The organism is Nocardioides sp. Z13_37 (assembly GCF_058355585.1).
In genome coordinates this window covers 1-24950 of the sequence record NZ_JBZGDV010000013.1, presented here as the reverse complement: position 1 = coordinate 24950, position 24950 = coordinate 1, and the positions used below count along the sequence as shown (strand labels likewise).

The following is a 24950-nucleotide window of genomic DNA, read 5'->3' as shown; positions in this document are numbered from 1 at the left end:
TCGGCCGTCCGGGCGGGGCTTATGCTCACCTGCATTGGATCGATCTAGCGCGGTCGTGAGGGGCAGCATGGGGCGACGCAGCGAACACCGGACCGGGGGCACGTTGCCGGTCACGCCGCCGACCCTCGCCGACGTCGCGGAGCGCGCCGGGGTCTCGCGCCAGACGGTCTCCAACGCGGTCAACAACCCCGACCTGCTGCGCCCCGACACCCTCGAGCGGGTGCGCCAGACGATCGCCGAGCTCGGCTACTCGCCCAACCGCGCGGCCCGCAACCTGCGCACCCGGACGTCGTCGCTGATCGGGCTGCGCTTCGCGCCGGCCCAGGAGGGCACCGCCAACGCGGCGATGGACCGCTTCGTGCACTCCCTCGTCGAGGCCAGCGAGGAGGTCGGCTACCACGTCCTGCTCTTCCCCGGCGACGACAAGGATCCCATCGGCGGCTACGACAACCTGCTCCGCTCCACCGCCGTCGACGCGTTCGTCGTCACCGACACCTACCTCGGCAACCCGCAGGCCGCCTGGCTGAGCCAGCAGCGGGCGCCCTTCGTCGCGTTCGGACGACCGTGGCACGACGACGCGGCCCGCCACGTGTGGGTCGACGTCGACGGCGCGGCCGGCATCGCGCTGGCCACCCAGCACCTCATCGACCGCGGCCACACCCGCATCGCCTGGATCGGCTGGCGCAAGGACTCCCCGATCGGCGAGGACCGCCGCTCTGGCTGGCTCCGCACGATGCATGCCAACGGCCTGCCCACCACCGGGCTCGCCTCGCGGGTGGAGGACGTCGTGCACAGCGGGGCGGAGGCCGCCGCCGTGCTGCTCGACGAGTCGCGGCCGACCGCGTTCGTCTGCGCCTCCGACACCCTCGCGATGGGCGTGCTGCACACGCTCTGGATCCGCCAGCTCGCCCCGGGGCGTGACATCGGCGTGGTCGGCTTCGACGACTCGCAGGTGGCACAGGTCTACCCGGTCGGCCTCACGTCGGTGCGCCAGCCGCTGGAGGACGTGGCCGTCGAGATCGTCCGCACGCTGCGGGCCCTGCTGACCCACCAGCCGGTCGAGACGCGGGGGGTCCTCCTCGAGCCGACGCTGGCGATCCGCCAGTCGAGCTGAGCCCGGCAGGCCCTGGACGGCCCCTAGTAGTGCCGCCACCAGAGGTTGACGGCGTAGTCGACCTCGGTGCCGGCGTGCGAGGCGAGGGCCTCCTCGGCCGCCTCGGGCGGCAGCTCGATGCGCACGACCGCCTCGAGGTCCTCGCGCGAGGCGAAGGACCAGCCCATGTCGATCGGGCGCCGCCGCCAGCCGTGCATCGACCAGAACCGCTCGACCGCGGTGGGGTCGACGTCGGGGAAGCCGCGCCGGAACCACCCGCCGAACGTCGAGCGGGTGGGGTCGTTGTCGATCACGAACGCGGTGCCGCCGCGGCGCACGACCCGGTCGAGCTCACGCAGGCCCGGCTCCGAGCCGGGGCCGAAGAAGTAGGCCCAGCGGGCGTGCACCACGTCGACGGACGCGTCGGGCAGGGGCAGCGCCTGGGCCCCACCGTCGAGCACGGTGACGTTGACGAGGGAGCGCGTACGCCGACGGGCGAGCGCCACGAGCGGCGGGTGTGGCTCGACACCCACCACGCGCGCGGCCGCGCCGGCCCACAGTGGCAGGTGGAAGCCGGTGCCGCAGCCCACGTCGAGCATCGTGCGCCCGGCCCAGTCGCCGATCTCGCGCATGGCCGTGGCGATCCGGTCGTGCGGGTCGGCGGCGCGGTTCTCGAGCTCGTAGACCTCGGGGGTGTTCCAGATGTTGGGAGAGGGCCGAACCCTCAAATGCGCACCAGGCCCTGCGGCGTCTGGAGCTGGACGGCGACGATGCCGGGAGTGCCGTTGGGGGCGACCCACTCGACCTTGACGTCTTCCAGGGGCGCCTCGACGGTCTCGCCGAGCCACTCGCTGACCCGCTGCGGGTCGCCGGCGATCTCGAGGCAGTCGAGGGAGAAGTCGCCGGTGGCGCCGTTGCTGGGGTGCAGCTCGGGGGCGGACTGCCACTGGATGAAGAAGGGCAGCTGCGGGTCCGCGATCAGGCTGTTGACGCCGATCTGCTGCCAGAGCAGCTCCGTGCCGTCGGGGCGGCGACGGTTGCCCTTGACGGCCTCGCGGCCCAGGCGGCTCTCGATCGGCGCGATGTCGGCCACGGAGACGACCCAGCCCATCCAGCCGCCGCCGAGGGCGGAGCGGGCGCGGACGGCCTGGCCGAAGGGAGCCTTGTCGCTGGCGGGATGGTCGAGGACCTCGACGATCTCCATGTAGATGTCGCCGGCGAGCGGCAGGATCATGTTGCGGGTGCCGAAACGGGGGTGGATGCCACCGTCGATGAAGTCCGTGCCGAGCAGCCCCCCGATGCGCTGGGCGGTGCTGGCGAGTCCATCAGGTCCGGCGGCGAAGCTGACGTGGTCCAGGCGCATGACGAGATTCTCATCCGGGCGCATGGCGGCCTTGACACCGGGGTCCGGGTTTCTTGATGTCAAGAGGTGCGGGAGAGCTCGAGCAGCAGGTCGCGCACGTCCGTCGCCGCCACCGACCCGGCGACGGCACCCGGTGTGCTGCACACCAGCATCGGCCCGCCGGCGGGGTCCTTGGGCAGCCGTCCGTGGGTGCCGCGCACCGGCGACGGGTCGAGCGGCACGACCTTCATCGCGTAGCGAAGCCCCGCCATCTTCCGGGCGAGCGTCAGCCCGGCCTTGAGCTTCACCGCGCGGTCCTCGGGGTCAAAGAACAGCTCGGCCGGGTCGTAGCCGGGCTTGCGGTGGATCTCCACGCCCCGGGCGAAGTCGGGGGCGCGCGCGTCGTCGAGCCAGTAGTAGTAGGTGAACCACGCCGTCTCGTCGGCCACGAGCACCAGGTCGCCGGAGCGCTCGTGGTCGAGGGCGTACGCCGCCTGCGCGGAGCGGTCGAGCACCTGGTCGACGCCGGGCAGGTCGGCGCAGAGCGCGCGCACCGTCTCCAGGTCGGCGGGGTCGTCGACGTAGACGTGGGCGACCTGGTGGTCGGAGACCGCGAAGGCCCGCGAGGCCCAGGGGTCGAGGTACTCCATGCCGTCCTGGGTGTAGACCTCGAGCATCCCGGCGCGGCGCAGCATCCGGTTGACGTCGACCGGCTGGTCGGCCCGCGTGATGCCGTACTCGGAGAGCACCAGCGTGGTGACGCCGGTCCGCTCGGCGTCGTCGAGCAGCGGGGCCAGCGCCGCGTCGACCTCCTGCGCGGCCAGGGCGGCCTCGGGGGAGTCCGGGCCGAAGCGCTGGAGGTCGTAGTCGAGGTGCGGGACGTAGCAGAGGGTGAGGTCGCTGCGCGGCATCAGCCTGCGGGTGGCGGCGATGATCCACTCGCTCGAGGCGATCGAGGCCGTCGGGCCCCAGTAGGTGAAGAGCGGGAACTCCCCGAGCTCGCCGACGAGCTCGTCGTGCAGCTCGGGCGGGCGGGTGTAGCAGTCGGGCGCCTTCTTGCCGTCGGCGTAGTAGATCGGCCGCGGGGTGACCGTCCAGTCGGTCGTCGCGCCCATGGCGTACCACCAGCACACGTTGGCGACGGTGTAGTCGGGGCGCTCGCGGCGGATCGTCTCCCACACCTTCTCGCCCTCGACGAGCCTGTTGTGCTGGCGCCACAGGAACACCTCGCCGAGCTCGCGGAAGTACCACCCGTTGCCGACCGCGCCGTGCCCCGACGGCGGCAGGCCGGTGAGGAACGTCGACTGCACCGAGCAGGTGACGGCGGGCAGGATCGGCTCGAGGGTCGCCTGCGAGCCCTGGTCGGCGAGCCGCCGCAGCCGTGGCATGTGCTGGAGCAGGTCGGGGGTGAGGCCGACGAGGTCGACGACGAGCAGCTTGGGGTGGGCCACGGTGGTGTCCTGTCCTGGGTCGGTGCGGGGGCGGGTCTCAGTCGAGGGAGGTCAGGCCGAGGCCGACCAGCTCGTCGCGCACCCAGGCGAGCTCCGCGGCGAGGCCCGCCGCGAGCGCGTCGTCGTCGGCGGGGGCGCCGTCTGGCAGGACGGACCAGGTGTAGGTCTCGACCTCGAGGTGGTCGGTGCGGGCGGTCTCGCCGCCGAGGAGGGCGGCCAGGGACGCGCGCAGCTCGTCGCGGCTGTTGCGCAGCGGTGGGGCGGGGTCGGCGTGGACCGGCACGTGGAAGTGCACCCGCCACGGCGACCGGTCGTCGAGCCGGCGCCGCCCGCCGAGGGCGTCGGGGAGGTCGTCGCGGGCGGCGAGGCGCTGGCCGGTGCGCTGGCGCACCTGGTGGAGGAAGCGGTCCTCGGAGTACGACGTCAGCGCGTCGCGGGCGTCCGGGTCGGCCGGGTCGTCGACGACCAGCGCGGCCGCCGGCTGCACCTTGACCACGTCGAGGCCCGCGGCGTCGAGCCGGGCGAGCGCGTCGGTCGCGTCCTCGAAGCCGACGGCGAGGTGGCAGAGGTCGAGGCACACGCCGATCCGCTCGCGGTCGGCGGCGCCGAGCCGGTCGACCGCCTCGGCGATCGTCTCGATCACGCAGCCGGGCTCGGGCTCGAACGCGACGCGCACCGTGCGCCCGGTGTCGGCCTCCACCTCGGCCAGCCCCTCCGCGAGCGCCTTGAGGTGCAGCTCGGCCTGGGCCTGCCGGTCGGTGAGCCAGGGTGCCCGCCAGGCCAGCGGCAGTGTCGAGATGCTGCCCCGGGCGGCGTCCTCGGGCAGCAGTGCGGCGAGGACCCGCGCCACGTCGAGGGTGTAGTCGAGCCGGGCCCGCTCCGCCCAGGTCGGGTGGTAGACGCGCCTCTTGACCACCTCGTCCTGGAAGGCGGCGTAGGGGAAGGCGTTGAGGGTGACGATCTCGACGCCGTGCTCGTCGATCGCGTCGCGGAGCCGGGAGACGGCGTCGAGGTCGGAGGCCAGCCGGCGCGCGGCGGCGGCCGGGAGCCACATGCCCAGGCCGACCCGGTCGGTGCCGAGGTGCTGGCGCAGCCGGTCGCCGTAGGTGCCGACCTGCGCGATGAGGCCGTCGACGTCCTCGGCCGGCAGCACGTTGGTGCCGTAGCCGAGGTGGACGACGGTGCCGTCGGGGTGCTGCAGCCTCATCGTCAGTCCCGCGAGCCGCGCAGGATCGAGTTGCCCTCGAAGGTCGCCGAGGCGTCCGCGCCGGCGGCGTCGTCCGTCGCGTCGGGGTCGATCATCAGCCGGCCGCTCTGGGCGAAGAACTCCACGGGGTTGCGCCACAGCACCCGGTCGACGTCGTCCTCGGAGAAGCCCGCCTCGAGCATCGCCGCACCGGTCTTCGCGGTCTTCAGGGGGTCGCTGCGGCCCCAGTCGGCCGCGGAGTTGACCAGCACCCGGTCGAGCCCGCGGCGCTGGAGGATCGCGACCATGCGGTGCTCGTCCATCTTGGTGTCGGGGTAGACCGAGAACCCCATCCAGCAGCCGGCCTCGTCGACCTGGTCGACCGTGACCTCGTTGAGGTGGTCGACCACGACCATCCCGGGGGCCAGGCCCGACTCGGCGACCAGCTCGAGGGTGCGACGGGTGCCCTGCTCCTTGTCGCGGTGCGGGGTGTGCACCATCGCGGGGAGCGCGAACTCCACCGCCAGCTCCAGCTGCCGCACGAACGCCTTCTCCTCCTCGACCGTCATCGAGTCGAACCCGACCTCGCCCACCGCCACCACGCCGTCCTTGGCGAGGTAGCGCGGGAGCACGTCGAGCACCCCGGCGCAGCGGGGGTCGTTGGCCTCCTTGGGGTTCAGCGCGATCGTGCAGTGGTGGACGATGCCGAACTGCGAGGCGCGGAACCTCTCCCAGCCCACGAGCGCGTCGAAGTAGTCGGTGAAGGAGCCGACGTTGGTGCGCGGCTGGCCCAGCCAGAACGCCGGCTCGACGAGCGCGCGGACGCCGGCGGCGTGCATGGCCTCGTAGTCGTCGGTGGTGCGCGAGGTCATGTGGATGTGGGGGTCGAAGATGCGCATCAGGAGTCCTTCTGCTTCTCAGGCTGCTTCTCGGGCTGCTTCTCGGAGGAGGCGGCACAGGCGTCGAGCACGACCTGCACGTCGAGGGGTACCTCGCGCCCGGCCGCCTCGCGCTCGCGCTGGTAGCGCTGGACCATCTCGGCCAGCCGGTGGTCGGCGCGCCGGGAGAGCCCGGTGACGGCGGAGACGGGGACGCCGGTGAACAGGCACTTGAGCACGCCCTGGCGCCAGGCGTCGTCGTCGAGCCGGTCGCTGTGCGGGCCCATCGCCGCGGCGACGAGCCGGGTGTCGTTGGTGCGCAGCGCGTCGAGCAGCAGGTCGGTGCCGTCGAGCTCCTCGGGTGCGCCGGACAGGGCGTGCAGGACCGCCCGCTTCTCGTCGTTGTCGCCGTAGCGGTAGACCTCGCGGAGCACGGTGAGCAGCTGCTCGGCCGAGGCTTGGCGGGCAGCCTCGTGCACGAGCCAGACGCGCACGGCGTCCTCGACGAGCACGTCGTCGTTGCCGGGGAGCGGACCGCGGGCGGTCAGCCGGGCCGCGGCCGGGAACCACCGGTCGAGCCGCTCGGGCCTCTCCGTGACCTCGGCGCCCATCTGCTCCAGCTTCGCGCGGGCGGGGTCCCCGAGGGCGTCCCAGAGGGTGTCGAACTCGACGAGGGGTCGGATCTCGGTCACGGCAGGGGTCCTTCCCGGTCGAGGGTGCTGATGCGCTCGAGCGATGCCCGCAGGGCGGCGATCTGACGTGCGGCGACCGTGGGCGCCGCGTGGGAGTGGCGGGGCAGCTCGACGCTGGCCAGGCCGGTGAAGCCGGTGGCGACCAGCGCACCCAGGACGGCGTCGAGGTCGAGCGTTCCCTGGCCGAGCTCGAGGTGCTCGTGCACGTCGCGGACCATGTCGTCGACCTGCACGTTGCCGATGAGGCTGCCGGCCACGGCGACGGACGCCTGCGGGCTGCGCGGCTCGTTGCACACGAGGTGGCCGAGGTCGAGGGTGAGCCGGAGGTGGTCGGGCTCACCGAGCCGGCGGCGCAGCTCGAGCGCCTCGTCGACGGTGTCGACGTGCATGCCGGGCTCGGGCTCGAAGCAGACGGTGACCCCGAGCTCGTGGGCGAGGTCGAGCACCGGGCCGAGGCCGTCGGTGAGCCGGCGCCAGCCGTCCTCGGCGCTGGCGCCCTCGGGCAGCACGCCCGACCAGCACGACATCGCCTCGGCGCCGAGCTCAGCCGCGATCCGCACGGCGCGGGTCAGCAGCTCGGTCCGGGGGCCGCGGTCGCCGTCGCTGACCAGGGTGGGCTCGTGCTTGCGCCACGGGTCGAGCACGAAGCGCGAGCCGGTCTCGATGACGACGGCCAGCCCGTGCTCGGCCAGCGACCTCGCGGCGCGGGCGGTCTGGGCACCCGCGTCGTCGGCGAACGGGTCGAGGTGCGGCTGGTCGAGGGTCAGGGCGACGCCGTCGTAGCCGAGGCCGGCGATCACCTCGCAGGCGTCGGGGAAGCGGTGGCCGGAGAAGCCGTTGCTGCCGTAGCCCAGGCGCAGGGGGCGCCCCGCCGCGCTCACGTCGGGCTCCAGCGCCGCGACAGCGCCCGGTAGGCGGGTCCGGCGCCGACGACGGTCGCGGCCGCCGTGAGCCGGCCGCGGCGCGCCAGCCACGCCCCCTGGAGCAGCGAGAACCCGCCGATGCCGGTGCGGGTGGCGGCCCGCGCGGCCTGGGCCGTGGGCTGCTGCACCGCCCGGGCCTGGGCACGGCCGACCACGACGGCGTACGTCGCCGACAGGCCGACCCCGGTGAGCCGGGCGAGGCGACCGGCGTGGGGGTCGCGGTACGCGGGCGTGGGCCGTCGCGGCGGCCACCGTCAGCGTGGCGGTGGTCACCACGGCCGCGACCTCCGGCCGGGTGCCGTGCACCTCGCCGCGGCTGAGCCAGGTGAGGCCGGCGGTGTGTGCGGTCATCGCGAGCGCGGGCTGCCACGCCGCCGCGGGCGAGGCGTGGGCGCCGAGCAGGACGTCGAGGCCCCGCGTCGAGGCCATCGCCAGCGGACCGAGCGCCATGTCCTTGGCGGCCGCGTCGTAGACGACGACCATCAGCGCGAGCGGCGCCGCCACGGCCACGGCCGAACGTCCGCCGAGCAGGGCGGCGAGGCCGAGGCCGGCCGCGCCGAGGCCGCCGGCGACGGCGAGGGCCGTTCCCGCGCCGACCCGCCCGGACGGGATCGGCCGCTCCGGGCGCTCGTCGGCGTCGATCCCGCGGTCGCACCAGTCGTTGAGGGCCATGCCGGACCAGTAGAGGCACGTCGAGGCGAGCGGCATCGCCCACCCGCGTCCCGCGACCCCGGCGTGCGCGGCACCGGCCCACGCGTCCCCGGGGATCGAGAGGGCGGCGGGGGCACGGGTGAGCTCGACGAGGTCGGCGAGCCTCACGTCGCCACCCGGTCGGCGCACGCCGTCGACCAGGAGAGCAGGGTCTCCCACTGCTGGGCGAGGCGGTGCTCCTGCGAGCCCAGCGGCTGCTTGAAGAAGAAGCCGAGGGCGGACAGCGGCCCGGTCTCGCCGACCGCGACGGCCCGGCCGGTCAGCCGGGCGAGGTCGAGCACGAGCGGCGCCGCCAGCGCCGAGTCGCAGCCCTCCCAGGTGAACTGCATCGTCATCCGGGTGCCGAGGAAGCCGTCGAAGCGGACGTGGTCCCACGCGGTCTTCCAGTCGCCGAGGTCCTCGACGTAGTCGATGTGCATGGGCCCGGGCACCGGGTGGCCGAGCATCGACTCCAGGCCCGAGCGCTTGGTGCTGGTCTTGCTCTCGCGGGCGGCGGGGTCCGACAGCGTCGAGCCGTCGCCGCCGCCGAGCAGGTTGATCGAGGTCCACGACCGCACGGCCAGCGCGCGGGTCGAGAACATCGGGGCGAGGGCCGACTTGACCAGCGTCTCGCCGGTCTTGCCGTCACTGCCGGCGTAGGCCACCCCGCGCTCGTCGGCGAGCTCGCGCAGCGCCGGGACGTCGATGCCGGGGCTCGGCGTGAAGGCGACGTAGGCCGCTCCGGCCAGGACGGCGGCGCAGGCGTAGACCGAGCTCGTCGACAGGGGTGCGCGGCCCTGGGCCCAGGCGTCCTGCAGGCCGGCCCAGTCGGCGGCGTCCGGTCCGGCGTCGTGGGGCGCCTCGGTGCTGGAGACGTCGATGACCACGACGCGGTCGAGGCCGGCGCCGAAGTCGCGGATGTCGGCCGCGAGCTGCTCGACGTCGGCGCGCTGGTCGCCGGAGTGGCCGCGGACGCCGGGTCGCAGCCGCGCCTCGACGTCGGCGAGCTCGGAGGCGACCTGCCGGGCGAGGACGCCCGGCACGACGCCGCCCGCCACGAGGCGCTCGGCCTGCTTGACGAGCGGGAGGGTGTCGACGTCGTGCCCGCCGACGACGATGTCGGCGTAGGCCGCCAGCCCCCGGGCGTCGAGGTCGGCGTGGGAGCACACGCAGCCGGTCTCGTCGGTCAGGTGGGCGGCGAGGGCGCTCAGCCCGATCGTCGCGGTCGTGGCGAGCGAGCCACGCGCGCCGATGAACCAGATCCCGAGGCTGCCGGCGGGGCCGGATCCCTCGGTCGGGGGAGGAGGGGAAGGGGCCACCCGATGAAGGTAATGCACGTCACAACCGCTTTACGAGGGGGTGTCCGGGACTTTTGCGTGCTGCCGGTCAGAAGTCGGTCAGAACACGCGCGGTGACGCGGGGTGCAGCGCGAGCGCCGAGCGGGAAGCCACGTGCGCGTCGCAGTGGCGCACCAGCTCGGCGTACGCCTCGGCGCCCATCAGTGCGACGAGCTCGGGCTCGTGGGTGAGGTAGACCGGCTCGGGCGCGACGTGGGCCTCGGTGTTGCCCGAGCAGTACCAGTCGAGGTCGTGGCCGCCCGGTCCCCAGCCGCGGCGGTCGTACTCGCCGATGGAGACCTCGGTGTAGCTCGTGCCGTCCTGCCGCTCGACCTCGCGGAACTGGCGGCGGATCGGCAGCTGCCAGCACACGTCGGGCTTGGTCTCGAGCGGGTTGCGCCCCTGGCGCAGCGCGAGGCCGTGGAGGGCGCAGCCGGCGCCGACGTGGCCGCTGGAGGTGGTGAAGTCGGTGCGGTTGTGGAAGACGCAGGCCTGCTGCCCGTCGACCTCGACCACGCGCGTCTTGCGCTCTCCGTCGTCGTCGGTGTCGACCCAGTCGGACGTGCGGACCGTCCGGCCGGGGTGCAGCTGCCAGTCGTCCGGGCCCAGCTCGGCGACGAAGGCCTTCACCCGGCGCTCGTCGTCGCGGTCGGCGAAGTGGGCGCCCAGGGTGCAGCAGCCGACGTCGGGGGCGTCGGCGTAGATGCCCTGGCAGCCGTTGCCGAAGATGCAGGTGTAGGCCGAGGTCAGCCACGTCAGGTCGCAGCGGAAGACCTGGGCGTCGTCGGCCGGGTCGGCGAACTCGACGTACGCGCGGGGGAAGACGAGGTCGACTTCGGGCACGTGGCAAGCCTAGTAGCGTGGCGGGTATGCGCCTGGGCGTCCTCGACATCGGCTCCAACACCGGCCACCTGCTGGTGGTCGACGCGCACGGCGGGGCGGCGCCGCTCCCGGCCTCCTCCCACAAGCAGCCGCTGCGCCTGGCTGAGCACCTCGACGAGGACGGCGCGGTCACCGCCAAGGGGATCGACGCCCTCACCGACTTCTGCGCCTCGGCGACGCGGATCGCCGAGGACAAGGGGTGCGAGGAGATGCTCGCCTTCGCGACCTCCGCGGTGCGCGACTCTGTCAACGCCGACGCGGTGCTCGCCCACGTCGAGGAGCACAGCGGGGTCCGGCTCGGCGTGCTGTCGGGCGAGGACGAGGCGCGGCTGACGTTCCTGGCCGTACGCCGGTGGTTCGGCTGGTCGGCCGGCCGGCTGGCGGTCTTCGACATCGGCGGCGGCTCGCTGGAGATCGCCGGCGGCTCCGACGAGGCTCCCGACGTCGCCTGGTCGCTGCCGCTCGGCGCCGCCCGGGTGGCGCGGGCGTGGTTCGGTGGCGGCCGGCCCTCCGACGAGGAGGTGCGCGAGCTGCGCAAGCTGGTGCGCACCGAGATCGCCCGCGACGCCGGCCACCTGCTGCGCGGGGGCTCGCCCGACCGGGCCGCGGCCACCTCGAAGACGTTCCGCTCGCTCGCGCGCATCTGCGGCGCCGCGCCGAGCGGCAACGGGCCACTCGTGCCCCGCTCGCTCGAGCTGGAGGCGCTGTCGGGCTGGATCCCCAAGCTCATCGACATGTCGCCCGAGGAGCTCGCCGACCTGCCGGGCGTCTCGCCGAGCCGCACCCACCAGATCGTGCCGGGCGCGATCGTCGCCGAGGCCTGCATGGACATCTTCGACCTGACCGCGCTCGAGGTCTGCCCCTGGGCGCTGCGCGAGGGCGTGATCCTCGAGCGGCTCGACCAGATCTCCATCGTCCCGAGGCCGCGGTGACCACGCCTCCCCTGGTCGGACTCTCCACCGCCTCGGTCTACCCCGAGTCGACCGCGCACGCCTTCGGGTGGGCCGCGCAGCTGGGCTACGACGCGGTCGAGGTGATGGTCGGCATCGACACGCTGAGCCAGGAGGTCGACGCGGTCAAGCGGCTCAGCGAGCACCACGAGGTCCCCATCTGCGCCGTGCACGCGCCGTGCCTGCTGTTCACGCAGCGGGTGTGGGGCACCGACCCGTGGCTCAAGCTCGAGCGGTCGGCCGAGATGGCCGAGGCGGTCGGCGCCGACGTCGTCGTGGTGCACCCGCCGTTCCGCTGGCAGAAGGACTACGCCGCCGGCTTCGTCGAGGGCATCGCCTCGCTCGAGGCACGCACCGGCATCGCCTTCGCGGTCGAGAACATGTATCCGTGGCGGGCCTCCTCGCGCCGCGGCATGGAGATGTACCTCCCCGGCTGGGACCCCAGCGCGGAGGACTACGCCCACACCACCATCGACCTCTCCCACGCCGCCATCGCCCACAGCGACGTCATCGCGATGGCCGACCGGATGGGCGCCAGCCTGCGCCACGTCCACCTCACCGACGGCACGGGCTCGGCCAGGGACGAGCACCTCGTGCCGGGCCGCGGCGTGATGGGCGCCGAGGGGTTCCTGCGCCACCTCGCCGGTGCGGGCTTCGCCGGCCACGTGGTGCTCGAGATCAACACCCGACGGGCCGCCGACCGCGCCGAGCGCGAGGCCGACCTGGTGGAGTCGCTGGAGTTCGCCCGCGCCCACCTGGGCGTGTCGACGCCGTGAGCGCGCCGGCCGCCTCCCGCGCCCGGGGCCGGCGCCCCGGTGCCCCCGACACCCGCGCCGAGGTGCTCAGCGCCGCGCGGGCGTCGTTCGCGGAGAAGGGCTTCCGCGGGACGACGATCCGCGCGGTCGCGGCCGTGGCGGGGGTCGACCCCGCGCTGGTGCACCACTACTTCGGCAGCAAGGACGACCTCTTCGTCGCCGCCCTCGAGATCCCGGTCGACCCGCGCGAGGTCCTCGCGCCCGTGGTCGCCGCCGGGCCCGACGGCGCCGGTGAGCGGCTGCTGCGTGCGTTCCTGGGCGTCTGGGACGACCCGGAGGTCCAGCCGGGGCTGCTGGCGATGGTCCGCTCGCTGGTCGCCGACGACGCCGGCGGGCTGGTGCGCGACGCGTTCATCCCCGTCGTGGTCGGGCCGGTGCTCGCCGCGCTCGTGCCCGACCGCCCCGAGGTGCGGGTGCCGCTCGTGGCCAGCCAGGTCGCGGGCCTGATCGTCGCGCGCTACCTCCTGGCCGTCCCGGCGATGGCCCAGATGCCGGCCGACGACGTCGTGGCACGCATCGGCCCCGTGCTCCAGCACTACCTCACCGGCGACCTGCCCTAGCCCGCTCCCGCACCGCGCCCGAAGGGGGTTGACGGGCGGAAACCCCTGCGCGCACAATTCAACACATGATGAAAAACGTCGTGGAGGTACGCGACCTCGTCGTGGTGCGTGGCGATCGTGAGGTGCTGCCGGGCATCTCCCTCGACGTGCCCGCCGGGGTCACCGGGCTGCTGGGCCCGAGCGGGTGCGGCAAGACCACGCTGATGCGGTGCCTGGTCGGGGCGCAGCGGGTCAGGTCGGGCACCGTCGAGGTGCTGGGGGAGCCGGCCGGCAGCCGGCCGCTGCGCACCCGCGTCGGCTACGTGACGCAGGCCGCCAGCGTCTACGACGACCTGACCGTCAGCGAGAACCTCACCTTCTTCGCCCGCGTGCTCGGCGTCGACCGCGACCAGGTGGACCGGGCGGTCGCCGCCGTCGGGCTCGACGACCACCGCGGCCAGGTCGTCGGGCGGCTCTCCGGCGGCCAGCGCAGCCGGGCCAGCCTCGCCGTCGCCCTCCTCGGCACGCCCGACCTGCTGGTGCTCGACGAGCCGACGGTCGGTCTCGACCCCGTGCTGCGCCGCGACCTGTGGGAGCTGTTCCACCGGATCGCCGAGGCAGGCGCCGCCGTGCTGGTGTCGAGCCACGTCATGGACGAGGCCGAGCGGTGCCACCGGCTGCTGCTGATGCGCGAGGGGCGGGTCATCGCCGACGGCTCGCCCGAGGAGGTCCGCACCCGGACCGGCGCCCGGGACGTCGAGGAGGCCTTCCTGCGCCTCGTCGAGCAGCGGGGGGACGCCGCATGAGCCCCCGCGTCACCCTTGCCGTCGCCGGTCGCGTGCTGACCCAGGTGCGTCGCGACCACCGCACGCTGGCCATGCTGATGGTCGTCCCGTGCGTCCTGATCACCCTGCTGTGGTGGATGTTCGAGGACGTCCCGGGCGACGCCTTCGACCGCTTCGGCCCGGGGCTGCTGGCGATGTTCCCCTTCATCGTGATGTTCCTGGTGACGAGCGTGACCACGCTGCGCGAGCGCTCCTCCGGCACTCTCGAGCGGCTCCTGACGATGCCGATGGGCAAGCTCGACCTCCTGCTGGGCTACGCGCTGGCGTTCGGCCTGCTCGCCGCGGTGCAGTCGGTGCTGGCCGTGGCCGTGAGCGTCGGGCTGCTCGGCCTGGACGTCGAGGGCCCGGTGTGGCTGCTCGGCGTGGTCGCGGTCGCCGACGCGGTCCTCGGCACCGCGCTCGGCCTGCTGGTCAGCGCCTTCGCGACCACCGAGTTCCAGGCGGTGCAGTTCATGCCGGCCTTCGTGCTGCCGCAGGTGCTGCTGTGCGGGCTCTTCGTGCCGCGCGAGGCGATGCCGTCGGTGCTCGAGGCGATCAGCGACGTGCTCCCCATGTCGTACGCCGTCGACGCGATGCAGGAGCTCGTCGGCGCCGCCGACGTGGGCGAGGTGTGGCGCTCGGTGGCGGTGGTCGCCGGCTTCGCGATCGCCTCGCTCACGCTGGGCGCGGCCACCCTCAGGCGCCGGACGCCCTGACCCGGCTGAAGAGCCACGCGCCCACGGCGAACAGGGCGGCGTACATCGCGGTCAGCATCACGACGTCGGCGAGCGAGGCCGACGTGTCGTCGATGACGACCAGCACGACGGCCACCGCGCCCGCGACGACGGTGGCCACCGCCGCACTCCCCAGCGCCAGCACCATGCCGCCGGGACGGAAGCGGGTGGCCGCCGCGACGACGAGCAGGACGGCCGGGGCGGCCAGGTAGAGCCAGTCGCGCTCGCCGTCGCCCACGATGCCCAGGGCGCCGATGCCGAGCAGCAGGAACACGACGGTGCCGGCCGACACGGCCAGCGCGAGGGCGTACGCCCCGGTGGCCGACGGGAGGCGGGCGGGGAGGTGGCCGGGGTGGCGCGAGGTCATGCCTCGACGCTAGGAGAGGGGCCGCCCGGACGGGTGGAGGAGCCGTGAAGGTTCGGTGGAGGCTCGGCGTAGCCTTGCCGCCATGTCGTTGCTCCGCCAGCCGATCCTCCTCCTCGCCCGCAGCCAGGGGGTCAAGCGGCTCGTCTCCACGATGCCCGTGTCGAGCTCCGTGGTGAGGAGCTACGTGCCCGGCGAGACGACGGCCGACGCGGTCGCGGCGACGTCCACGCTCGTCGAGGGCGGCCTGCGGGTCTCGCTCGACTACCTCGGCGAGGACACGACCGACGCGGCCCTGGCCGATGCCACCGTCGCCGCCTACAAGGAGCTGCTCGCCGACCTCGCGGCGAAGGGCCTGGCGCCCCAGGCCGAGGTCTCGGTCAAGCTCAGCGCCATCGGCCAGTCGCTGCCCGACAACGGCCACAAGGTCGCGCTCGAGAACGCGCGCGACATCTGCCGGGCCGCCCGCAACGCCGGCACGACCGTGACCCTCGACATGGAGGACCACACCACCACCGACTCGACGCTGGCGATCCTGCGCGAGCTCCGCAAGGACTTCCCCGAGACCGGGGCGGTGCTGCAGGCGATGCTGCACCGCACCGAGGCCGACTGCCGCGCGCTGGCCTACGAGGGCTCGCGGGTGCGGCTCTGCAAGGGCGCCTACATGGAGCCCGAGCAGGTCGCCTTCCAGGAGCGCGCCGACATCGACAAGTCCTACGTGCGGTGCCTCAAGGTGCTGCTCGAGGGCCAGGGCTACCCGATGATCGCCACCCACGACCCGCGGATGGTGAAGATCGCCTCGGCGCTGGCGAGCCGCTTCGGCCGCCGCCCGGGCACCTACGAGTTCCAGATGCTCTACGGCATCCGGCCCGAGGAGCAGAAGCGCCTGGCCGCGGCGGGCGAGACGGTGCGCGTCTACATCCCCTATGGCACCGAGTGGTACGGCTACCTGATGCGCCGCCTCGCCGAGAAGCCGAGCAACCTCGCATTCTTCGCGCGCTCGCTGATCTCGAAGAAGTAGCCGACGCAGTAGATTGCCGCCATGAGCACAGGGATCATCGGCGCCGGCGTGATGGGGGAGACCCTGCTGTCCGGACTGGTACGCGCCGGGCGGCGCGTCGACCAGCTCATGGTCGGCGAGAAGCGGGCCGAGCGGGCCCGCGAGCTCGAGGAGCGCTACGGCGTTGCCGTGGTCTCCAACCGCGAGGCCGCCGCCAAGTCCGACACCGTGGCGCTGGTGGTCAAGCCGCAGGACATGGCCGACGTCCTGGAGGAGATCTCCCCCGAGCTGCGGGCCGGCCAGCTGCTGGTCTCGCTGGCGGCCGGCATCACGACGTCGTTCATCGAGTCGCGCGTGCCCGACGGGGTCGCCGTCGTGCGCGTCATGCCCAACACCCCGGCGCTCGTCGACGAGGGGATGGCCGCGATCGCTCCCGGCTCGCACTGCGACGAGTCGCACCTCGCCGAGGCCGAGTCGCTGATGGCGTCGACCGGCAAGGTGCTGCGCATCCCCGAGAAGCAGATGGACGCCGTCACCGCGATCTCCGGCTCGGGCCCGGCCTACATCTTCTTCGTCGTCGAGTCGATGATCGAGGCGGGCGTGCACCTGGGGCTGCCCCGGGCCACGGCGACCGACCTGGTCGTGCAGACGCTCGTCGGCTCCGCCGCGATGCTGCGCGAGACCGGGAGCCACCCCGTCGTGCTGCGCGAGCAGGTGACCTCCCCCGGCGGCACGACCGCCTCCGCGCTGCGCGAGCTGGAGGTCCACCGCGTCCGCGCCGCCTTCCTGGCCGCCATGGAGGCCGCCCGCAACCGGTCCCGCGAGCTGGCCGAGGGCAGCTGAGCGATCCGCGGCGGACCGACTCCGTCGCCACGCGCGACAACCCGGCCGCCGGGGGCGGAGTTCTGGTGGGTGTGACGAAAGACCGAACCCGATGATCGCCCGCGCCGAGCAGCCCGCCTTCGACGCGTTCGTCCGCCGGTCCTCCGACCGGCTGCTCCGCACGGCGTACCTGCTGTGCGGGGACCGCGGACACGCCGAGGACATCGTGCAGACGGCCCTGCTGCGCACCGCGCGCCGCTGGTCGAGCGCACGGCGCGAGCCCGAGGCGTACGCCAGGCGCGTGGTCGTCAACCTCGCCAAGGACCGCTGGCGCGCGATGGGCCGGCGTCCGGGCGAGGCTCCGCTGGAGGCCGACGTGGCGGTGCCGGTGACCGACGGGGTGGCCGACCGCGACCAGATCCTGCGCGCCGCCCGGCAGCTGCCCGCCGGGCAGCGCGCGGTGCTGGTGCTGCGGTACTTCGACGACCTCAGCGTCGCCGACACCGCCGCGGCGCTCGGGTGCTCGACGGGGACCGTCAAGTCACAGACCGCACGCGCCCTGGAGCGACTCCGGGCCGCACTCACCAGTGACAGGGAGAAGACCGATGCTCACCGACGATGACCTGACCCGCCAGCTCCGCGCCGCGTTCGCCGAGGACGCCGCCGACCTCACCTACGCCGGCCCCGTCCCGCGGGCGCGGACCCGGCCCGCGTGGGTCCGTCCGGGGCTGCTGGCCCTCCCGGTCGCGGGAGCGGTGGCCGCCGCCGCGCTGGTGGCCGGCTCCGCCGGCCCCTCGACGGCGCCCCCCGCCCCGTCGCCGACGGCGGCCGACGCCTCCTCGTCGCCGGCCGGCGTGCGCACGGTGACCGAGGAGATCCGGCTCGCCGGGATGACCTTCACCGTCGAGCGGGACGCCGACGACGTCGCCGTGGGGGACCAGCTCCTACACGTCTACGACCCCGGGCAGCTGCCCGACTGGGCGCGCCCCGTCGAGCTCGAGGCCGGCGCCTCCGCGAAGGTGTGGGTCGGCACCGACCCCGCCACCGGGTCGACCGCCCTGCTGGTGCAGTCGCCCGTGCGGTGGGGCGGACGGCTCATGGGGCTCGCCTCGCCGTCGCTCAGCGTCGAGCAGATGGAGTCGATCGCGCGCACCGGCCGGCCGTCGTGATCGTCCCGGCGCTCGGACAGCCGCCGGGGTGGGAGTAACGTCCGCCGCATGGAGTGCGCCGGGCCTGCGTCAGTGGTCTTCGACCAGACCCTGGCGGAGTACGACTTCGGTCCCACCCACCCGATGTCACCGGTGCGCGTCGACCTGACGATGCGCCTGGCCGACGAGCTCGGCGTGCTGGCCGGCATCAAGCGGGTCGACGCCCCGGTCGCCACCGACGACCAGATCGCCACCGTGCACGAGCGCGGCCTCATCGACGCCGTCACCCGGGCCGGGGCCACGCCCGGCTTCGAGGACGCCGCGCGCGGCCTCGGCACGGACGACGACCCCGTCTTCGCCGACATGCACCGCGCCAGCGCCCACGTGGTGGGGGCGAGCCTGGAGGCGTTCCGCCAGGTGTGGAGCGGGGAGTCGCTGCACTCGGTCAACATCGCCGGCGGCCTGCACCACGCGATGCCCCACAAGGCGAGCGGCTTCTGCATCTACAACGACGTGGCGGTCGGGATCACCCAGCTGCTCGCCGACGGCGCCGAGCGGGTGGCCTACGTCGACATCGACGTCCACCACGGCGACGGCGTCGAGAAGATCTTCTGGGACGACCCGCGCGTGCTGACCGTCTCCCTGCACGAGACCGGGCAGATGCTCTTCCCCGGCACCGGCTTCCCGAGCGACGTCGGGGGCAAGGGCGCCGAGGGCACGGCGGTCAACGTGGCCCTGCCGCCCGGCACCTCCGACGCCGGGTGGCTGCGCGCCTTCCACGCGGTCGTGCCCCCGGTGCTGCGGGAGTTCGCGCCCCAGGTGCTCGTCACCCAGCACGGCTGCGACTCCCACATGAACGATCCGCTCGCGCACATGATGCTGAGCGTGGACGGCCAGCGCGCTGCCTACCTCGCGCTGCACGAGCTGGCGCACGAGGTGGCCGAGGGCCGCTGGGTCGTCACCGGGGGTGGCGGCTACTCCGTCGTCGACGTCGTGCCGCGCGCGTGGACGCACCTGTTGGCGATCGTCGCGGGCTCCCCGCTCGACCCCGCGCTGCCGACGCCGCCCGGGTGGCGTGCGTACGTCGAGGAGGTGCTCGGCGCCACCCCGCCGCACCGGATGACCGACGGCCGGACCCCGGCCTACCGCGACTGGTCGTCGGGCTACGACCCCGAGACCTGGCTGGACCGGGCCATCAACGCCACCCGCAACGAGGTGTTCCCGCTGCACGGCCTCGACCCGATGCCCTGAGCCGCGATGCGTCGGATGCAACCCGACACGCCGACGTCCCACAAGTTTCTCCAGCGTTCCTCTTCCCCACGCGTCACGCGAGCCCTATTGTCAGCGGGAGCGGCACGCCTGTGACGCCGGTGGGGAAGCCGGCGCCGTTCCGCACAGAAGGATCGGTGCACACACCATGGCTGACAACACTCCAGGCGACCTGTCCGAGGCGCATTTCCTGACCATCGCCGAGGTCGCGGCCCGCATGCGGGTCTCGAAGATGACGGTCTACCGGCTCGTGCACGGCGGTGAGCTGCCCGCGGTCCGCGTGGGCCGTTCGTTCCGCGTCCGCGAGGACGACGTCAACGAGTACCTCCGCAAGAGCTTCTACAACGCCGGTTGATCCGCGGGATCCACGGGTCCGACTCGATTCCTCGGTCCCCGTACCCGGCAAGTAGGGTGTGCGGGTCCGACCGACGCACACGTCGGTCGCAAGGAAAGGTCTGAATCACGTGGGTTCTGTCATCAAGAAGCGGCGCAAGCGCATGGCCAAGAAGAAGCACCGCAAGCTTCTCAAGAAGACGCGCGTCCAGCGGCGCAAGCTCGGCAAGTAACACCCCTCGACCATGGGGCGGGTCGTGCTGGTCACCGGGATCTCCCGGGACATCGGGCGACGATTCGCGCGCGCCGCGGCTGCCGACCCGTCCATCGATCGAGTCATCGGCGTGGACGCCGTCCCGCCGCGTGGTGACATCGGCGACGTCTCCTTCGTCCGTGCCGACATCCGCAACCCGGTCATCGCCAAGGTCATCGCCAAGGAGGACGTCGACACCGTCGTCCACATGAGCGTGATCGCCACGCCCGGCTCCGCCGGCGGGCGGGGGATGATGAAGGAGCTCAACGTCATCGGCTCCATGCAGCTGCTCGCTGCGTGCCAGAGGTCGGCGACGCTGGAGCGCCTGGTGGTGAAGTCGACGACCACCGTCTACGGCTCCGGACCCCGCGACCCGGCGATGTTCACCGAGGACATGGGGCCCAAGCGCCTGCCCTCCTCGGGCTACGGCAAGGACGTCTACGAGATCGAGGGCTACGTGCGCGGCTTCGCCCGCCGTCGTCCCGACGTCGACGTCACGATGATCCGGGCTGCCAACGTCGTCGGCCCCCACGTCACCAGCCCGCTCACCGGCTACTTCCGGCTGCCCGTCATCCCCCGGGTGCTGGGCTTCGACCCGCGCCTGCAGCTGCTGCACGAGGACGACCTGATGCGGGTGCTGCGCCACGCGGCCACCCGCGGGGTCCCGGGCACCTTCAACGTCGCCGGCGACGGGGTGATGACCCTGAGCCAGGCCGTACGCCGCCTCGGCAAGCCGTCGGTGGCCCTGCCGGGCTTCGCCGTCGGGCGACTCGGCGCCACCATGCGCCAGGCCCGGGTCTCCGACTTCTCGCCCGAGCAGCTGGGGTTCCTCACCTACGGTCGAGGGGTGGACACCACCCGGATGCGCACCGAGCTCGGCTTCGAGCCGCGCTTCACCACGGCCGAGGCGTTCGCCGACTTCTGCCGCGAGCTGGTGCCCGCGAGGGAAGGAGCCTGACGTGCCCGGAGAAGCGCGACGCCCCGAGGGCGACGACGCCGTCGTCATCCCGATCGGCACCGGCGGCCGCCCCGGCCGCGGCACCGGTCGCGCGCGGCCCTCCTCGGCCGCCCGCGACCTCGCCCCGTCCCCGCGCCGGACCGGCGCGAGCGGGACGAGCGGCAGACCGATGCCCAAGCCGAGGCCCAAGCCGACGTCCAAGTCGACGTCCAAGCCGACGAGGAGTGCGACGGGTGACGCCGCCGGCAACCCCGGGGCGGACCCGGGTGCCGAGCCACGCGGTGGGACGACCGGGGCGACGATCGGTGCGACGACCGGGGCGACCCGCGACGAGCCGGCCCGGGCCGGGGAGGCCCCGACCACCGGGATCCCTCTCGGCGACTGGGTCGCGGCGCTGCAGGGCGCGGCCCACGAGGTCTTCGGGGCCGACTGGGAGCGACGCCTGGCCGAGCTGATGGCGTTCTGCCGCCGTCGCCTCGAGGGCGACTACGAGGTCGACGACTACGGCTTCGACAGCGAGCTCACCGAGCGGTTCTTCATGGCCGCGCTGCGCCCGGTGGCGGAGAAGTGGTTCCGGCTCGAGGTGCGCGGGCTCGACAACCTCCCGGCCGAGGGCGGTGCGCTCGTGGTCTCCAACCACTCCGGCACGGTGCCCCTCGACGGGCTGATGACCATGCTGACCGTGCACGACCGCACCGGGCGGTTCCTGCGCCCGCTCGGGGCGGACCTGGTCTTCCGGCTGCCGTTCGTCAGCTCGCTGGCGCGCAAGGGCGGGGCCACCCTCGCCTGCACCGAGGACGCGGAGCGGATGCTCTCCGGCGGCGAGCTCGTCGGGGTCTGGCCGGAGGGCTTCAAGGGCATCGGCAAGCCGTTCGCCGAGCGCTACCGGCTCCAGCGCTTCGGCCGCGGCGGGTTCGTCTCGGCGGCCCTGCGCACCGGCGTGCCGATCATCCCGTTGTCCGTGGTCGGCGCCGAGGAGATCTACCCCCTCGTCGGCAACGTGCCGACGCTGGCGCGGCTCCTCGGGTTGCCCTACGTCCCGATCACGCCGTTCTTCCCGTGGCTGGGCCCGCTCGGCCTGGTGCCGCTGCCCTCGAAGTGGATCCTGGAGTTCGGCGAGCCGATCCGCACCGACGCCTACGAGCCGGGCGAGGCCGAGGACCCGATGCTGGTCTTCAACGTCACCGACCAGGTGCGCGAGACCATCCAGCACACCCTGTTCAGCCTGCTCCGCGAGCGCGGCAGCGTCTTCGGCTAGGGCAGCAGCCCGCCCGTCGCGTTGCCGAGGGTGCCACCGGTGACCCCGTTGAGCGTGCCGGTGACCTCGCCGATGAGGCCCCCGGTGGCGTCGTCGACGCCGGACGTGAGCCCGCCCAGGGCGCCGCCCGTGGCGTCGTCGATCTGCCCGGTCAGGGCGCCGGTGGTGTCGGTCAGGGCGCCGGTCGTGCCGGTGACCGTGTCGGTGAGGTCGTCGCTGAGGTCCTTGACCGGCCGCGTCGGCTCCGGCTTGGTCGGCTCGGGCTTCGGGGGGTCGGTGCCGGTCGGGACGGGCAGGGTGGGGGTCGGCGTCGGCCGGACGGAGCCCGACGGCCGGGGCGTCGGCACGCCCTGCTGCGGCTCGAGCGCCTCGGGCACCTGGATCCCGGTGAGGTCCTGCCCGGAGATGGGGGCGCCCTCGAGCGTCAGCTGGTCGACGTCGAGGCCGGCGACCAGGTCGGCGGGCGCGCTGGTGAGGAGGAACTCCGGCGTCGTGGTGATGCCGCCCGCGCAGCTGCGGCAGGTGGTGCTGACCTCCAGGTCGAGGTCGGCGAGGGTGCGTCCGGCGGCCAGCAGGGCGTCGCGGGCGCTGGCGGGCAGCTCGCCGTCGAGCCGCTCGAGCCGCTCGAGCCGCTCCATGCTCGTGGCCGTGAAGTCGCGGGCGAGCTGTGCGTCGCGGTCACTGCCGGTGGCCTCGTAGGCCGACAGCAGGCTGCGCACGCCGTCGCTCGACTGGTCGGTGAACGCGTCGAGGGTGTCGGGGACGAGCCGGTCGCGGCCGGCCTCGGTGCCGGCGGCGAGCTCCTCGACCTCCGCGAGCCGGGTCTCGGCCTGTGCGAGCAGGGTGCGCCCGCGGCCGGCGTCGTCGTCGGCGAGGCGCACCTGGGCCGACTCGATCCCGCGCTTGACGCCGTAGAGCGACTCGCCCGGCAGGGCGGACTGGGCCGCGACGGCCATCGTGGCCGCGGAGCCGACGAGGGCCGCGCCACCCAGCAGGGCGCCGATGGTGCGGCGGCGCGTGCGCGAGGGGGCGGGCATCGCCAGCCGCTCGGGTGCCGCGGGCTGCCGGGCCAGGGCGGTGTCGGCCTCGGCCATCAGCCGCTCGCGCAGCGACGCGACGAACTCGGGCCTGGCCTCCACGGGTGGCACGTCGCGGAGGTCGGCGACGACGTCGAGCAGCGGGGCGTACTGCTGGGCCTCGCGCTCGGTGAGCTCGCGGCCGGGGTCCCGGGACAGGAGCGCCTCGAACTCGGCGGCGCGCCGACGGCTCGAGAAGGCGGGGATCATCGCGGTCGTCCTGTCTCACTGCTGGCGGTTCCTCCCCGAGTGGGGAACGAGCCAGACGCGGCAGGGGTTACGGAGCGGGTCATGCGTCCCTCAACCCCTCCGGCATCAGCGTGGCCAGGTTGCGTACGCCGCGCAGCTGCAGCTGCTTGACCGCGCCGTCGGAGCGGCCGAGCGCCAGCGCCGTCTCGGCGATCGAGAAGCCCTGGAGGAACCGCATGATGAGGCACTCGCGCTGCTCGGTGGGCAGCTCGGCGAGCGCCTCGAGGAGCACCTCGTTGGTGAGGCTCGCGATCACCGCGGCCTCGGGCCCCTCGGTGGCGTCGTCGTGCGGGGTCATGTCCTCGGTGGTCACCTCGAGGCGGGTGCGCCCGGCCTTGAAGTGGTCGGTGGTGAGGTTGCGCGCGATGGTCATCAGCCAGGCGCCGAAGTCCTTGCCCTGCCAGCGGAAGCTGTTCATGCTGCGCAGCGCGCGGAAGAACGTCTCCGAGGCGAGGTCCTCGGCGAGGGTCTGGGACCGCGTGCGGTGGTAGAGGAACCGGTAGACCGAGGCCTGGTAGTGGTCGTAGAGGAGGCCGAAGGCGTCCTTGTCGCCCGAGCGCGCGAGCTCCACCAGCGCGATCAGGCGCTCGCGCTCGGCCTCGTCGCCCTCCGACGACGTGGCCCGGTCCTCGTCGCCGACGCGACCCGGTCCGCCGGAGGAGCCGCCGACCGAGGCCCCGGGAGCAGCCGCCTCGGCGAGCAGGACGTGCCCGGTGGGACGGCCGGCGGGCTCGAAGGCCGGGGAGGCGCCGAGGGCAGCGAGGACCGCGCGCCGGAGCGCGTCCATGCCCTCGTCGAAGGCATGCGGTAGGTCCGTCGTCGACCGCATGCGGTGTCCCCTCCCGGTTGCAGCGAGCCCCACGATAGGTCGCTGCGGGGGTCGTGTGAACCCGCGGGCAACTGCCGGTTACAGCCTCACGACGCGCGGCGTCCGCGCAGGCCGACACCGGCGGCGACGGCTCCGGTGACCGCGCCCGCGGCCGCCGCACCCAGCAGGCCGGCGCGGGCGGCCTTGCGGCCGGTGCGGTAGTCGTGGACGCGCCAGCCGTGGGCCTTGGCGTGCGCGCGCAGGCGGGCGTCGGGGTTGATGGCGCACGGGTCGCCGACCAGGGAGAGCATCGGGAGGTCGTTGCTCGAGTCGGAGTAGGCCGAGCAGCGGGAGAGGTCGAGGCCCTCGCGGGCGGCGAGCGCCCGGATCGCCTCGGCCTTGGCGGGGCCGTGCAGCAGGTCGCCGACGAGGCGGCCGGTGTAGACGCCGTCGACGTGCTCGGCGACCGTGCCCATGGCGCCGGTGAGCCCGAGGCGCCGGGCGATGACGCTGGCGATCTCGATCGGCGCGGCCGTCACCAGCCAGACCCGCTGGCCCTCGTCGAGGTGGAGCTGGGCCAGGGCGCGGGTGCCCGGCCAGATGCGGTGCGCCATCCCCTCGTCGAAGATCTCCTCGGTGAGCTCCTCGAGCTCTGCGGTGGTGTGGCCGGCGATGAAGGACAGCGCCGACGCGCGCGCCTCGGCGACGTGCTCGGGGTCCTCGACGCCGGCGACCCGGAAGTAGGCCTGCTTCCACGCGGCCGAGGCGATCTCGCGGGTGGTGAAGAACTGGCGGCGGTAGAGGCCGCGGGCGAGGTGGAAGATGCTCGCGCCCTGCATCACCGTGTTGTCGACGTCGAAGAACGCCGCCGCGGTGGGGTCGACCGGGGTGAGGAGCGCGTTCTCGACGTCCGCGGAGGCCGCCGCTGCCTCCCCCGCGAGGGCCGAGCGCTGCTGGAGGTTGAGGCGCCGGGGTCGCTCGGACGGGGTCACCCGGCCAGCCTAGACGGTATGGATTGACCGGCTCGTCCTGAGTTGGTTGCGGGCCGGGGCCTCACTCACACATGTTCGTGGGTT

Annotated in this window: 28 protein-coding genes; 15 read left to right on the top strand and 13 right to left on the bottom strand. The window is 73.8% G+C overall.

The window, feature by feature from the left end; all coding sequences use genetic code 11:
- The first annotated feature begins 67 nt into the window (after positions 1 to 67).
- On the top strand, positions 68 to 1114 hold the full coding sequence (locus AC4H2S_RS20620) for a LacI family DNA-binding transcriptional regulator (RefSeq protein ID WP_491498862.1): 1047 nt from the start codon (positions 68 to 70) through the stop codon (positions 1112 to 1114).
- Between the two features lie 23 nt (positions 1115 to 1137).
- On the opposite strand, the gene AC4H2S_RS20615 is transcribed toward AC4H2S_RS20620, so the two are convergent.
- The 9 genes from AC4H2S_RS20615 to AC4H2S_RS20575 all read right to left on the bottom strand — a co-directional run bounded on the left by AC4H2S_RS20615 (position 1138) and on the right by AC4H2S_RS20575 (position 10435).
- A complete protein-coding gene (locus AC4H2S_RS20615; RefSeq protein ID WP_491498861.1) occupies positions 1138 to 1821 on the bottom strand; it encodes a class I SAM-dependent methyltransferase in 684 nt (227 codons plus the stop codon).
- Positions 1818 to 2456 (bottom strand): VOC family protein, encoded by a 639-nt coding sequence (locus tag AC4H2S_RS20610; protein ID WP_491498860.1) that lies wholly within the window; start codon positions 2454 to 2456, stop codon positions 1818 to 1820. The genes AC4H2S_RS20615 and AC4H2S_RS20610 overlap by 4 nt, the downstream gene beginning before the upstream one ends.
- 59 nt (positions 2457 to 2515) lie before the next feature.
- Positions 2516 to 3886, bottom strand: a complete 1371-nt coding sequence (locus tag AC4H2S_RS20605) for an alkaline phosphatase family protein (RefSeq protein ID WP_491498859.1) — start codon at positions 3884 to 3886, stop codon at positions 2516 to 2518.
- Positions 3887 to 3923: 37 nt separating this feature from the next.
- A complete protein-coding gene (gene eboE / locus AC4H2S_RS20600; protein ID WP_491498858.1) occupies positions 3924 to 5093 on the bottom strand; it encodes a metabolite traffic protein EboE in 1170 nt (389 codons plus the stop codon).
- A 2-nt stretch (positions 5094 to 5095) separates the two neighbouring features.
- A complete protein-coding gene (locus AC4H2S_RS20595; RefSeq protein WP_491498857.1) occupies positions 5096 to 5971 on the bottom strand; it encodes a TatD family hydrolase in 876 nt (291 codons plus the stop codon).
- Positions 5971 to 6642 (bottom strand): EboA domain-containing protein, encoded by a 672-nt coding sequence (locus AC4H2S_RS20590; RefSeq protein WP_491498856.1) that lies wholly within the window; start codon positions 6640 to 6642, stop codon positions 5971 to 5973. The genes AC4H2S_RS20595 and AC4H2S_RS20590 overlap by 1 nt, the downstream gene beginning before the upstream one ends.
- Positions 6639 to 8384, bottom strand: coding sequence for a TIM barrel protein (locus AC4H2S_RS20585; protein WP_491498855.1), 1746 nt, complete (start codon positions 8382 to 8384; stop codon positions 6639 to 6641). Before AC4H2S_RS20585 ends, AC4H2S_RS20590 begins: the two co-directional genes overlap by 4 nt.
- Entirely contained in the window at positions 8381 to 9574 is a 1194-nt protein-coding gene (locus AC4H2S_RS20580; protein WP_491498854.1) for an inositol-3-phosphate synthase, read from the bottom strand. Before AC4H2S_RS20580 ends, AC4H2S_RS20585 begins: the two co-directional genes overlap by 4 nt.
- A gap of 78 nt (positions 9575 to 9652) precedes the next feature.
- Positions 9653 to 10435, bottom strand: coding sequence for a DUF3109 family protein (locus AC4H2S_RS20575; RefSeq protein WP_491498853.1), 783 nt, complete (start codon positions 10433 to 10435; stop codon positions 9653 to 9655).
- Positions 10436 to 10461: 26 nt separating this feature from the next.
- Here AC4H2S_RS20575 and AC4H2S_RS20570 point away from each other — a divergent pair, with 26 nt between their 5' ends.
- From AC4H2S_RS20570 to AC4H2S_RS20550, 5 genes are all read left to right on the top strand, one after another.
- The gene (locus tag AC4H2S_RS20570; protein ID WP_491498852.1) at positions 10462 to 11406 is read left to right on the top strand and encodes a Ppx/GppA family phosphatase; all 945 of its coding nucleotides are present in this window, start codon (positions 10462 to 10464) and stop codon (positions 11404 to 11406) included.
- Entirely contained in the window at positions 11403 to 12200 is a 798-nt protein-coding gene (locus AC4H2S_RS20565; RefSeq protein WP_491498851.1) for a sugar phosphate isomerase/epimerase family protein, read from the top strand. The genes AC4H2S_RS20570 and AC4H2S_RS20565 overlap by 4 nt, the downstream gene beginning before the upstream one ends.
- Positions 12197 to 12799 carry a TetR/AcrR family transcriptional regulator gene (locus AC4H2S_RS20560; protein WP_491498850.1) on the top strand — a complete coding sequence of 201 codons (603 nt, stop codon included), beginning with the start codon at positions 12197 to 12199 and terminating at the stop codon, positions 12797 to 12799. Before AC4H2S_RS20565 ends, AC4H2S_RS20560 begins: the two co-directional genes overlap by 4 nt.
- Before the next feature lie 65 nt (positions 12800 to 12864).
- Positions 12865 to 13584 (top strand): ABC transporter ATP-binding protein, encoded by a 720-nt coding sequence (locus AC4H2S_RS20555; protein WP_491498849.1) that lies wholly within the window; start codon positions 12865 to 12867, stop codon positions 13582 to 13584.
- Positions 13581 to 14318 carry an ABC transporter permease gene (locus tag AC4H2S_RS20550; protein ID WP_491498848.1) on the top strand — a complete coding sequence of 246 codons (738 nt, stop codon included), beginning with the start codon at positions 13581 to 13583 and terminating at the stop codon, positions 14316 to 14318. Before AC4H2S_RS20555 ends, AC4H2S_RS20550 begins: the two co-directional genes overlap by 4 nt.
- On the opposite strand, the gene AC4H2S_RS20545 is transcribed toward AC4H2S_RS20550, so the two are convergent.
- A complete protein-coding gene (locus AC4H2S_RS20545; protein WP_491498847.1) occupies positions 14299 to 14703 on the bottom strand; it encodes a hypothetical protein in 405 nt (134 codons plus the stop codon). The genes AC4H2S_RS20550 and AC4H2S_RS20545 overlap by 20 nt on opposite strands.
- An 82-nt stretch (positions 14704 to 14785) precedes the next feature.
- Here AC4H2S_RS20545 and AC4H2S_RS20540 point away from each other — a divergent pair, with 82 nt between their 5' ends.
- The 9 genes from AC4H2S_RS20540 (at position 14786) to AC4H2S_RS20500 (ending at position 21741) form a co-directional block, all read left to right on the top strand.
- On the top strand, positions 14786 to 15721 hold the full coding sequence (locus AC4H2S_RS20540; RefSeq protein WP_491498846.1) for a proline dehydrogenase family protein: 936 nt from the start codon (positions 14786 to 14788) through the stop codon (positions 15719 to 15721).
- Positions 15722 to 15742: 21 nt separating this feature from the next.
- Entirely contained in the window at positions 15743 to 16543 is an 801-nt protein-coding gene (proC, locus tag AC4H2S_RS20535; protein WP_491498845.1) for a pyrroline-5-carboxylate reductase, read from the top strand.
- Positions 16544 to 16634: 91 nt separating this feature from the next.
- On the top strand, positions 16635 to 17144 hold the full coding sequence (locus AC4H2S_RS20530; protein WP_491498844.1) for a SigE family RNA polymerase sigma factor: 510 nt from the start codon (positions 16635 to 16637) through the stop codon (positions 17142 to 17144).
- Positions 17128 to 17691 carry a hypothetical protein gene (locus AC4H2S_RS20525; protein WP_491498843.1) on the top strand — a complete coding sequence of 188 codons (564 nt, stop codon included), beginning with the start codon at positions 17128 to 17130 and terminating at the stop codon, positions 17689 to 17691. Before AC4H2S_RS20530 ends, AC4H2S_RS20525 begins: the two co-directional genes overlap by 17 nt.
- A 48-nt stretch (positions 17692 to 17739) precedes the next feature.
- On the top strand, positions 17740 to 18921 hold the full coding sequence (locus AC4H2S_RS20520) for an acetoin utilization protein AcuC (protein ID WP_491498842.1): 1182 nt from the start codon (positions 17740 to 17742) through the stop codon (positions 18919 to 18921).
- A 166-nt stretch (positions 18922 to 19087) separates the two neighbouring features.
- Positions 19088 to 19294, top strand: a complete 207-nt coding sequence (locus AC4H2S_RS20515) for a helix-turn-helix domain-containing protein (protein WP_491498841.1) — start codon at positions 19088 to 19090, stop codon at positions 19292 to 19294.
- A gap of 109 nt (positions 19295 to 19403) precedes the next feature.
- Entirely contained in the window at positions 19404 to 19505 is a 102-nt protein-coding gene (locus AC4H2S_RS20510; RefSeq protein WP_008356322.1) for a 30S ribosomal protein bS22, read from the top strand.
- Between the two features lie 12 nt (positions 19506 to 19517).
- Positions 19518 to 20483 carry an NAD-dependent epimerase/dehydratase family protein gene (locus AC4H2S_RS20505; RefSeq protein ID WP_491498840.1) on the top strand — a complete coding sequence of 322 codons (966 nt, stop codon included), beginning with the start codon at positions 19518 to 19520 and terminating at the stop codon, positions 20481 to 20483.
- A 1-nt stretch (position 20484) separates the two neighbouring features.
- Positions 20485 to 21741, top strand: coding sequence for a lysophospholipid acyltransferase family protein (locus AC4H2S_RS20500; protein WP_491498839.1), 1257 nt, complete (start codon positions 20485 to 20487; stop codon positions 21739 to 21741).
- Here AC4H2S_RS20500 and AC4H2S_RS20495 read toward each other — a convergent pair.
- The 3 genes from AC4H2S_RS20495 to AC4H2S_RS20485 form a co-directional block, all read right to left on the bottom strand.
- A complete protein-coding gene (locus tag AC4H2S_RS20495) occupies positions 21738 to 23027 on the bottom strand; it encodes a DUF5667 domain-containing protein (RefSeq protein ID WP_491498838.1) in 1290 nt (429 codons plus the stop codon). The genes AC4H2S_RS20500 and AC4H2S_RS20495 overlap by 4 nt on opposite strands.
- A 79-nt stretch (positions 23028 to 23106) precedes the next feature.
- Positions 23107 to 23895 carry a sigma-70 family RNA polymerase sigma factor gene (locus AC4H2S_RS20490; protein ID WP_491498837.1) on the bottom strand — a complete coding sequence of 263 codons (789 nt, stop codon included), beginning with the start codon at positions 23893 to 23895 and terminating at the stop codon, positions 23107 to 23109.
- Between the two features lie 86 nt (positions 23896 to 23981).
- Positions 23982 to 24866, bottom strand: coding sequence for an HAD family hydrolase (locus AC4H2S_RS20485; RefSeq protein ID WP_491498836.1), 885 nt, complete (start codon positions 24864 to 24866; stop codon positions 23982 to 23984).
- Between the last annotated feature and the right edge of the window lie 84 nt (positions 24867 to 24950).

Excerpts from the sequence above, each read along its gene's own strand:
- AC4H2S_RS20620 (WP_491498862.1), top strand. The coding sequence starts at position 68 with ATGGGGCGACGCAGCGAACACCGGACCGGGGGCACGTTGCCGGTCACG.
- AC4H2S_RS20610 (WP_491498860.1), bottom strand. The coding sequence starts at position 2,456 with ATGCGCCTGGACCACGTCAGCTTCGCCGCCGGACCTGATGGACTCGCC.
- eboE (WP_491498858.1), bottom strand. The coding sequence starts at position 5,093 with ATGAGGCTGCAGCACCCCGACGGCACCGTCGTCCACCTCGGCTACGGC.
- AC4H2S_RS20595 (WP_491498857.1), bottom strand. The coding sequence starts at position 5,971 with ATGCGCATCTTCGACCCCCACATCCACATGACCTCGCGCACCACCGAC.
- AC4H2S_RS20570 (WP_491498852.1), top strand. The coding sequence starts at position 10,462 with ATGCGCCTGGGCGTCCTCGACATCGGCTCCAACACCGGCCACCTGCTG.
- AC4H2S_RS20555 (WP_491498849.1), top strand. The coding sequence starts at position 12,865 with ATGATGAAAAACGTCGTGGAGGTACGCGACCTCGTCGTGGTGCGTGGC.
- AC4H2S_RS20550 (WP_491498848.1), top strand. The coding sequence starts at position 13,581 with ATGAGCCCCCGCGTCACCCTTGCCGTCGCCGGTCGCGTGCTGACCCAG.
- AC4H2S_RS20545 (WP_491498847.1), bottom strand. The coding sequence starts at position 14,703 with ATGACCTCGCGCCACCCCGGCCACCTCCCCGCCCGCCTCCCGTCGGCC.
- AC4H2S_RS20540 (WP_491498846.1), top strand. The coding sequence starts at position 14,786 with ATGTCGTTGCTCCGCCAGCCGATCCTCCTCCTCGCCCGCAGCCAGGGG.
- proC (WP_491498845.1), top strand. The coding sequence starts at position 15,743 with ATGAGCACAGGGATCATCGGCGCCGGCGTGATGGGGGAGACCCTGCTG.
- AC4H2S_RS20530 (WP_491498844.1), top strand. The coding sequence starts at position 16,635 with ATGATCGCCCGCGCCGAGCAGCCCGCCTTCGACGCGTTCGTCCGCCGG.
- AC4H2S_RS20525 (WP_491498843.1), top strand. The coding sequence starts at position 17,128 with ATGCTCACCGACGATGACCTGACCCGCCAGCTCCGCGCCGCGTTCGCC.
- AC4H2S_RS20520 (WP_491498842.1), top strand. The coding sequence starts at position 17,740 with ATGGAGTGCGCCGGGCCTGCGTCAGTGGTCTTCGACCAGACCCTGGCG.
- AC4H2S_RS20515 (WP_491498841.1), top strand. The coding sequence starts at position 19,088 with ATGGCTGACAACACTCCAGGCGACCTGTCCGAGGCGCATTTCCTGACC.
- AC4H2S_RS20505 (WP_491498840.1), top strand. The coding sequence starts at position 19,518 with ATGGGGCGGGTCGTGCTGGTCACCGGGATCTCCCGGGACATCGGGCGA.
- AC4H2S_RS20495 (WP_491498838.1), bottom strand. The coding sequence starts at position 23,027 with ATGATCCCCGCCTTCTCGAGCCGTCGGCGCGCCGCCGAGTTCGAGGCG.
- AC4H2S_RS20490 (WP_491498837.1), bottom strand. The coding sequence starts at position 23,895 with ATGCGGTCGACGACGGACCTACCGCATGCCTTCGACGAGGGCATGGAC.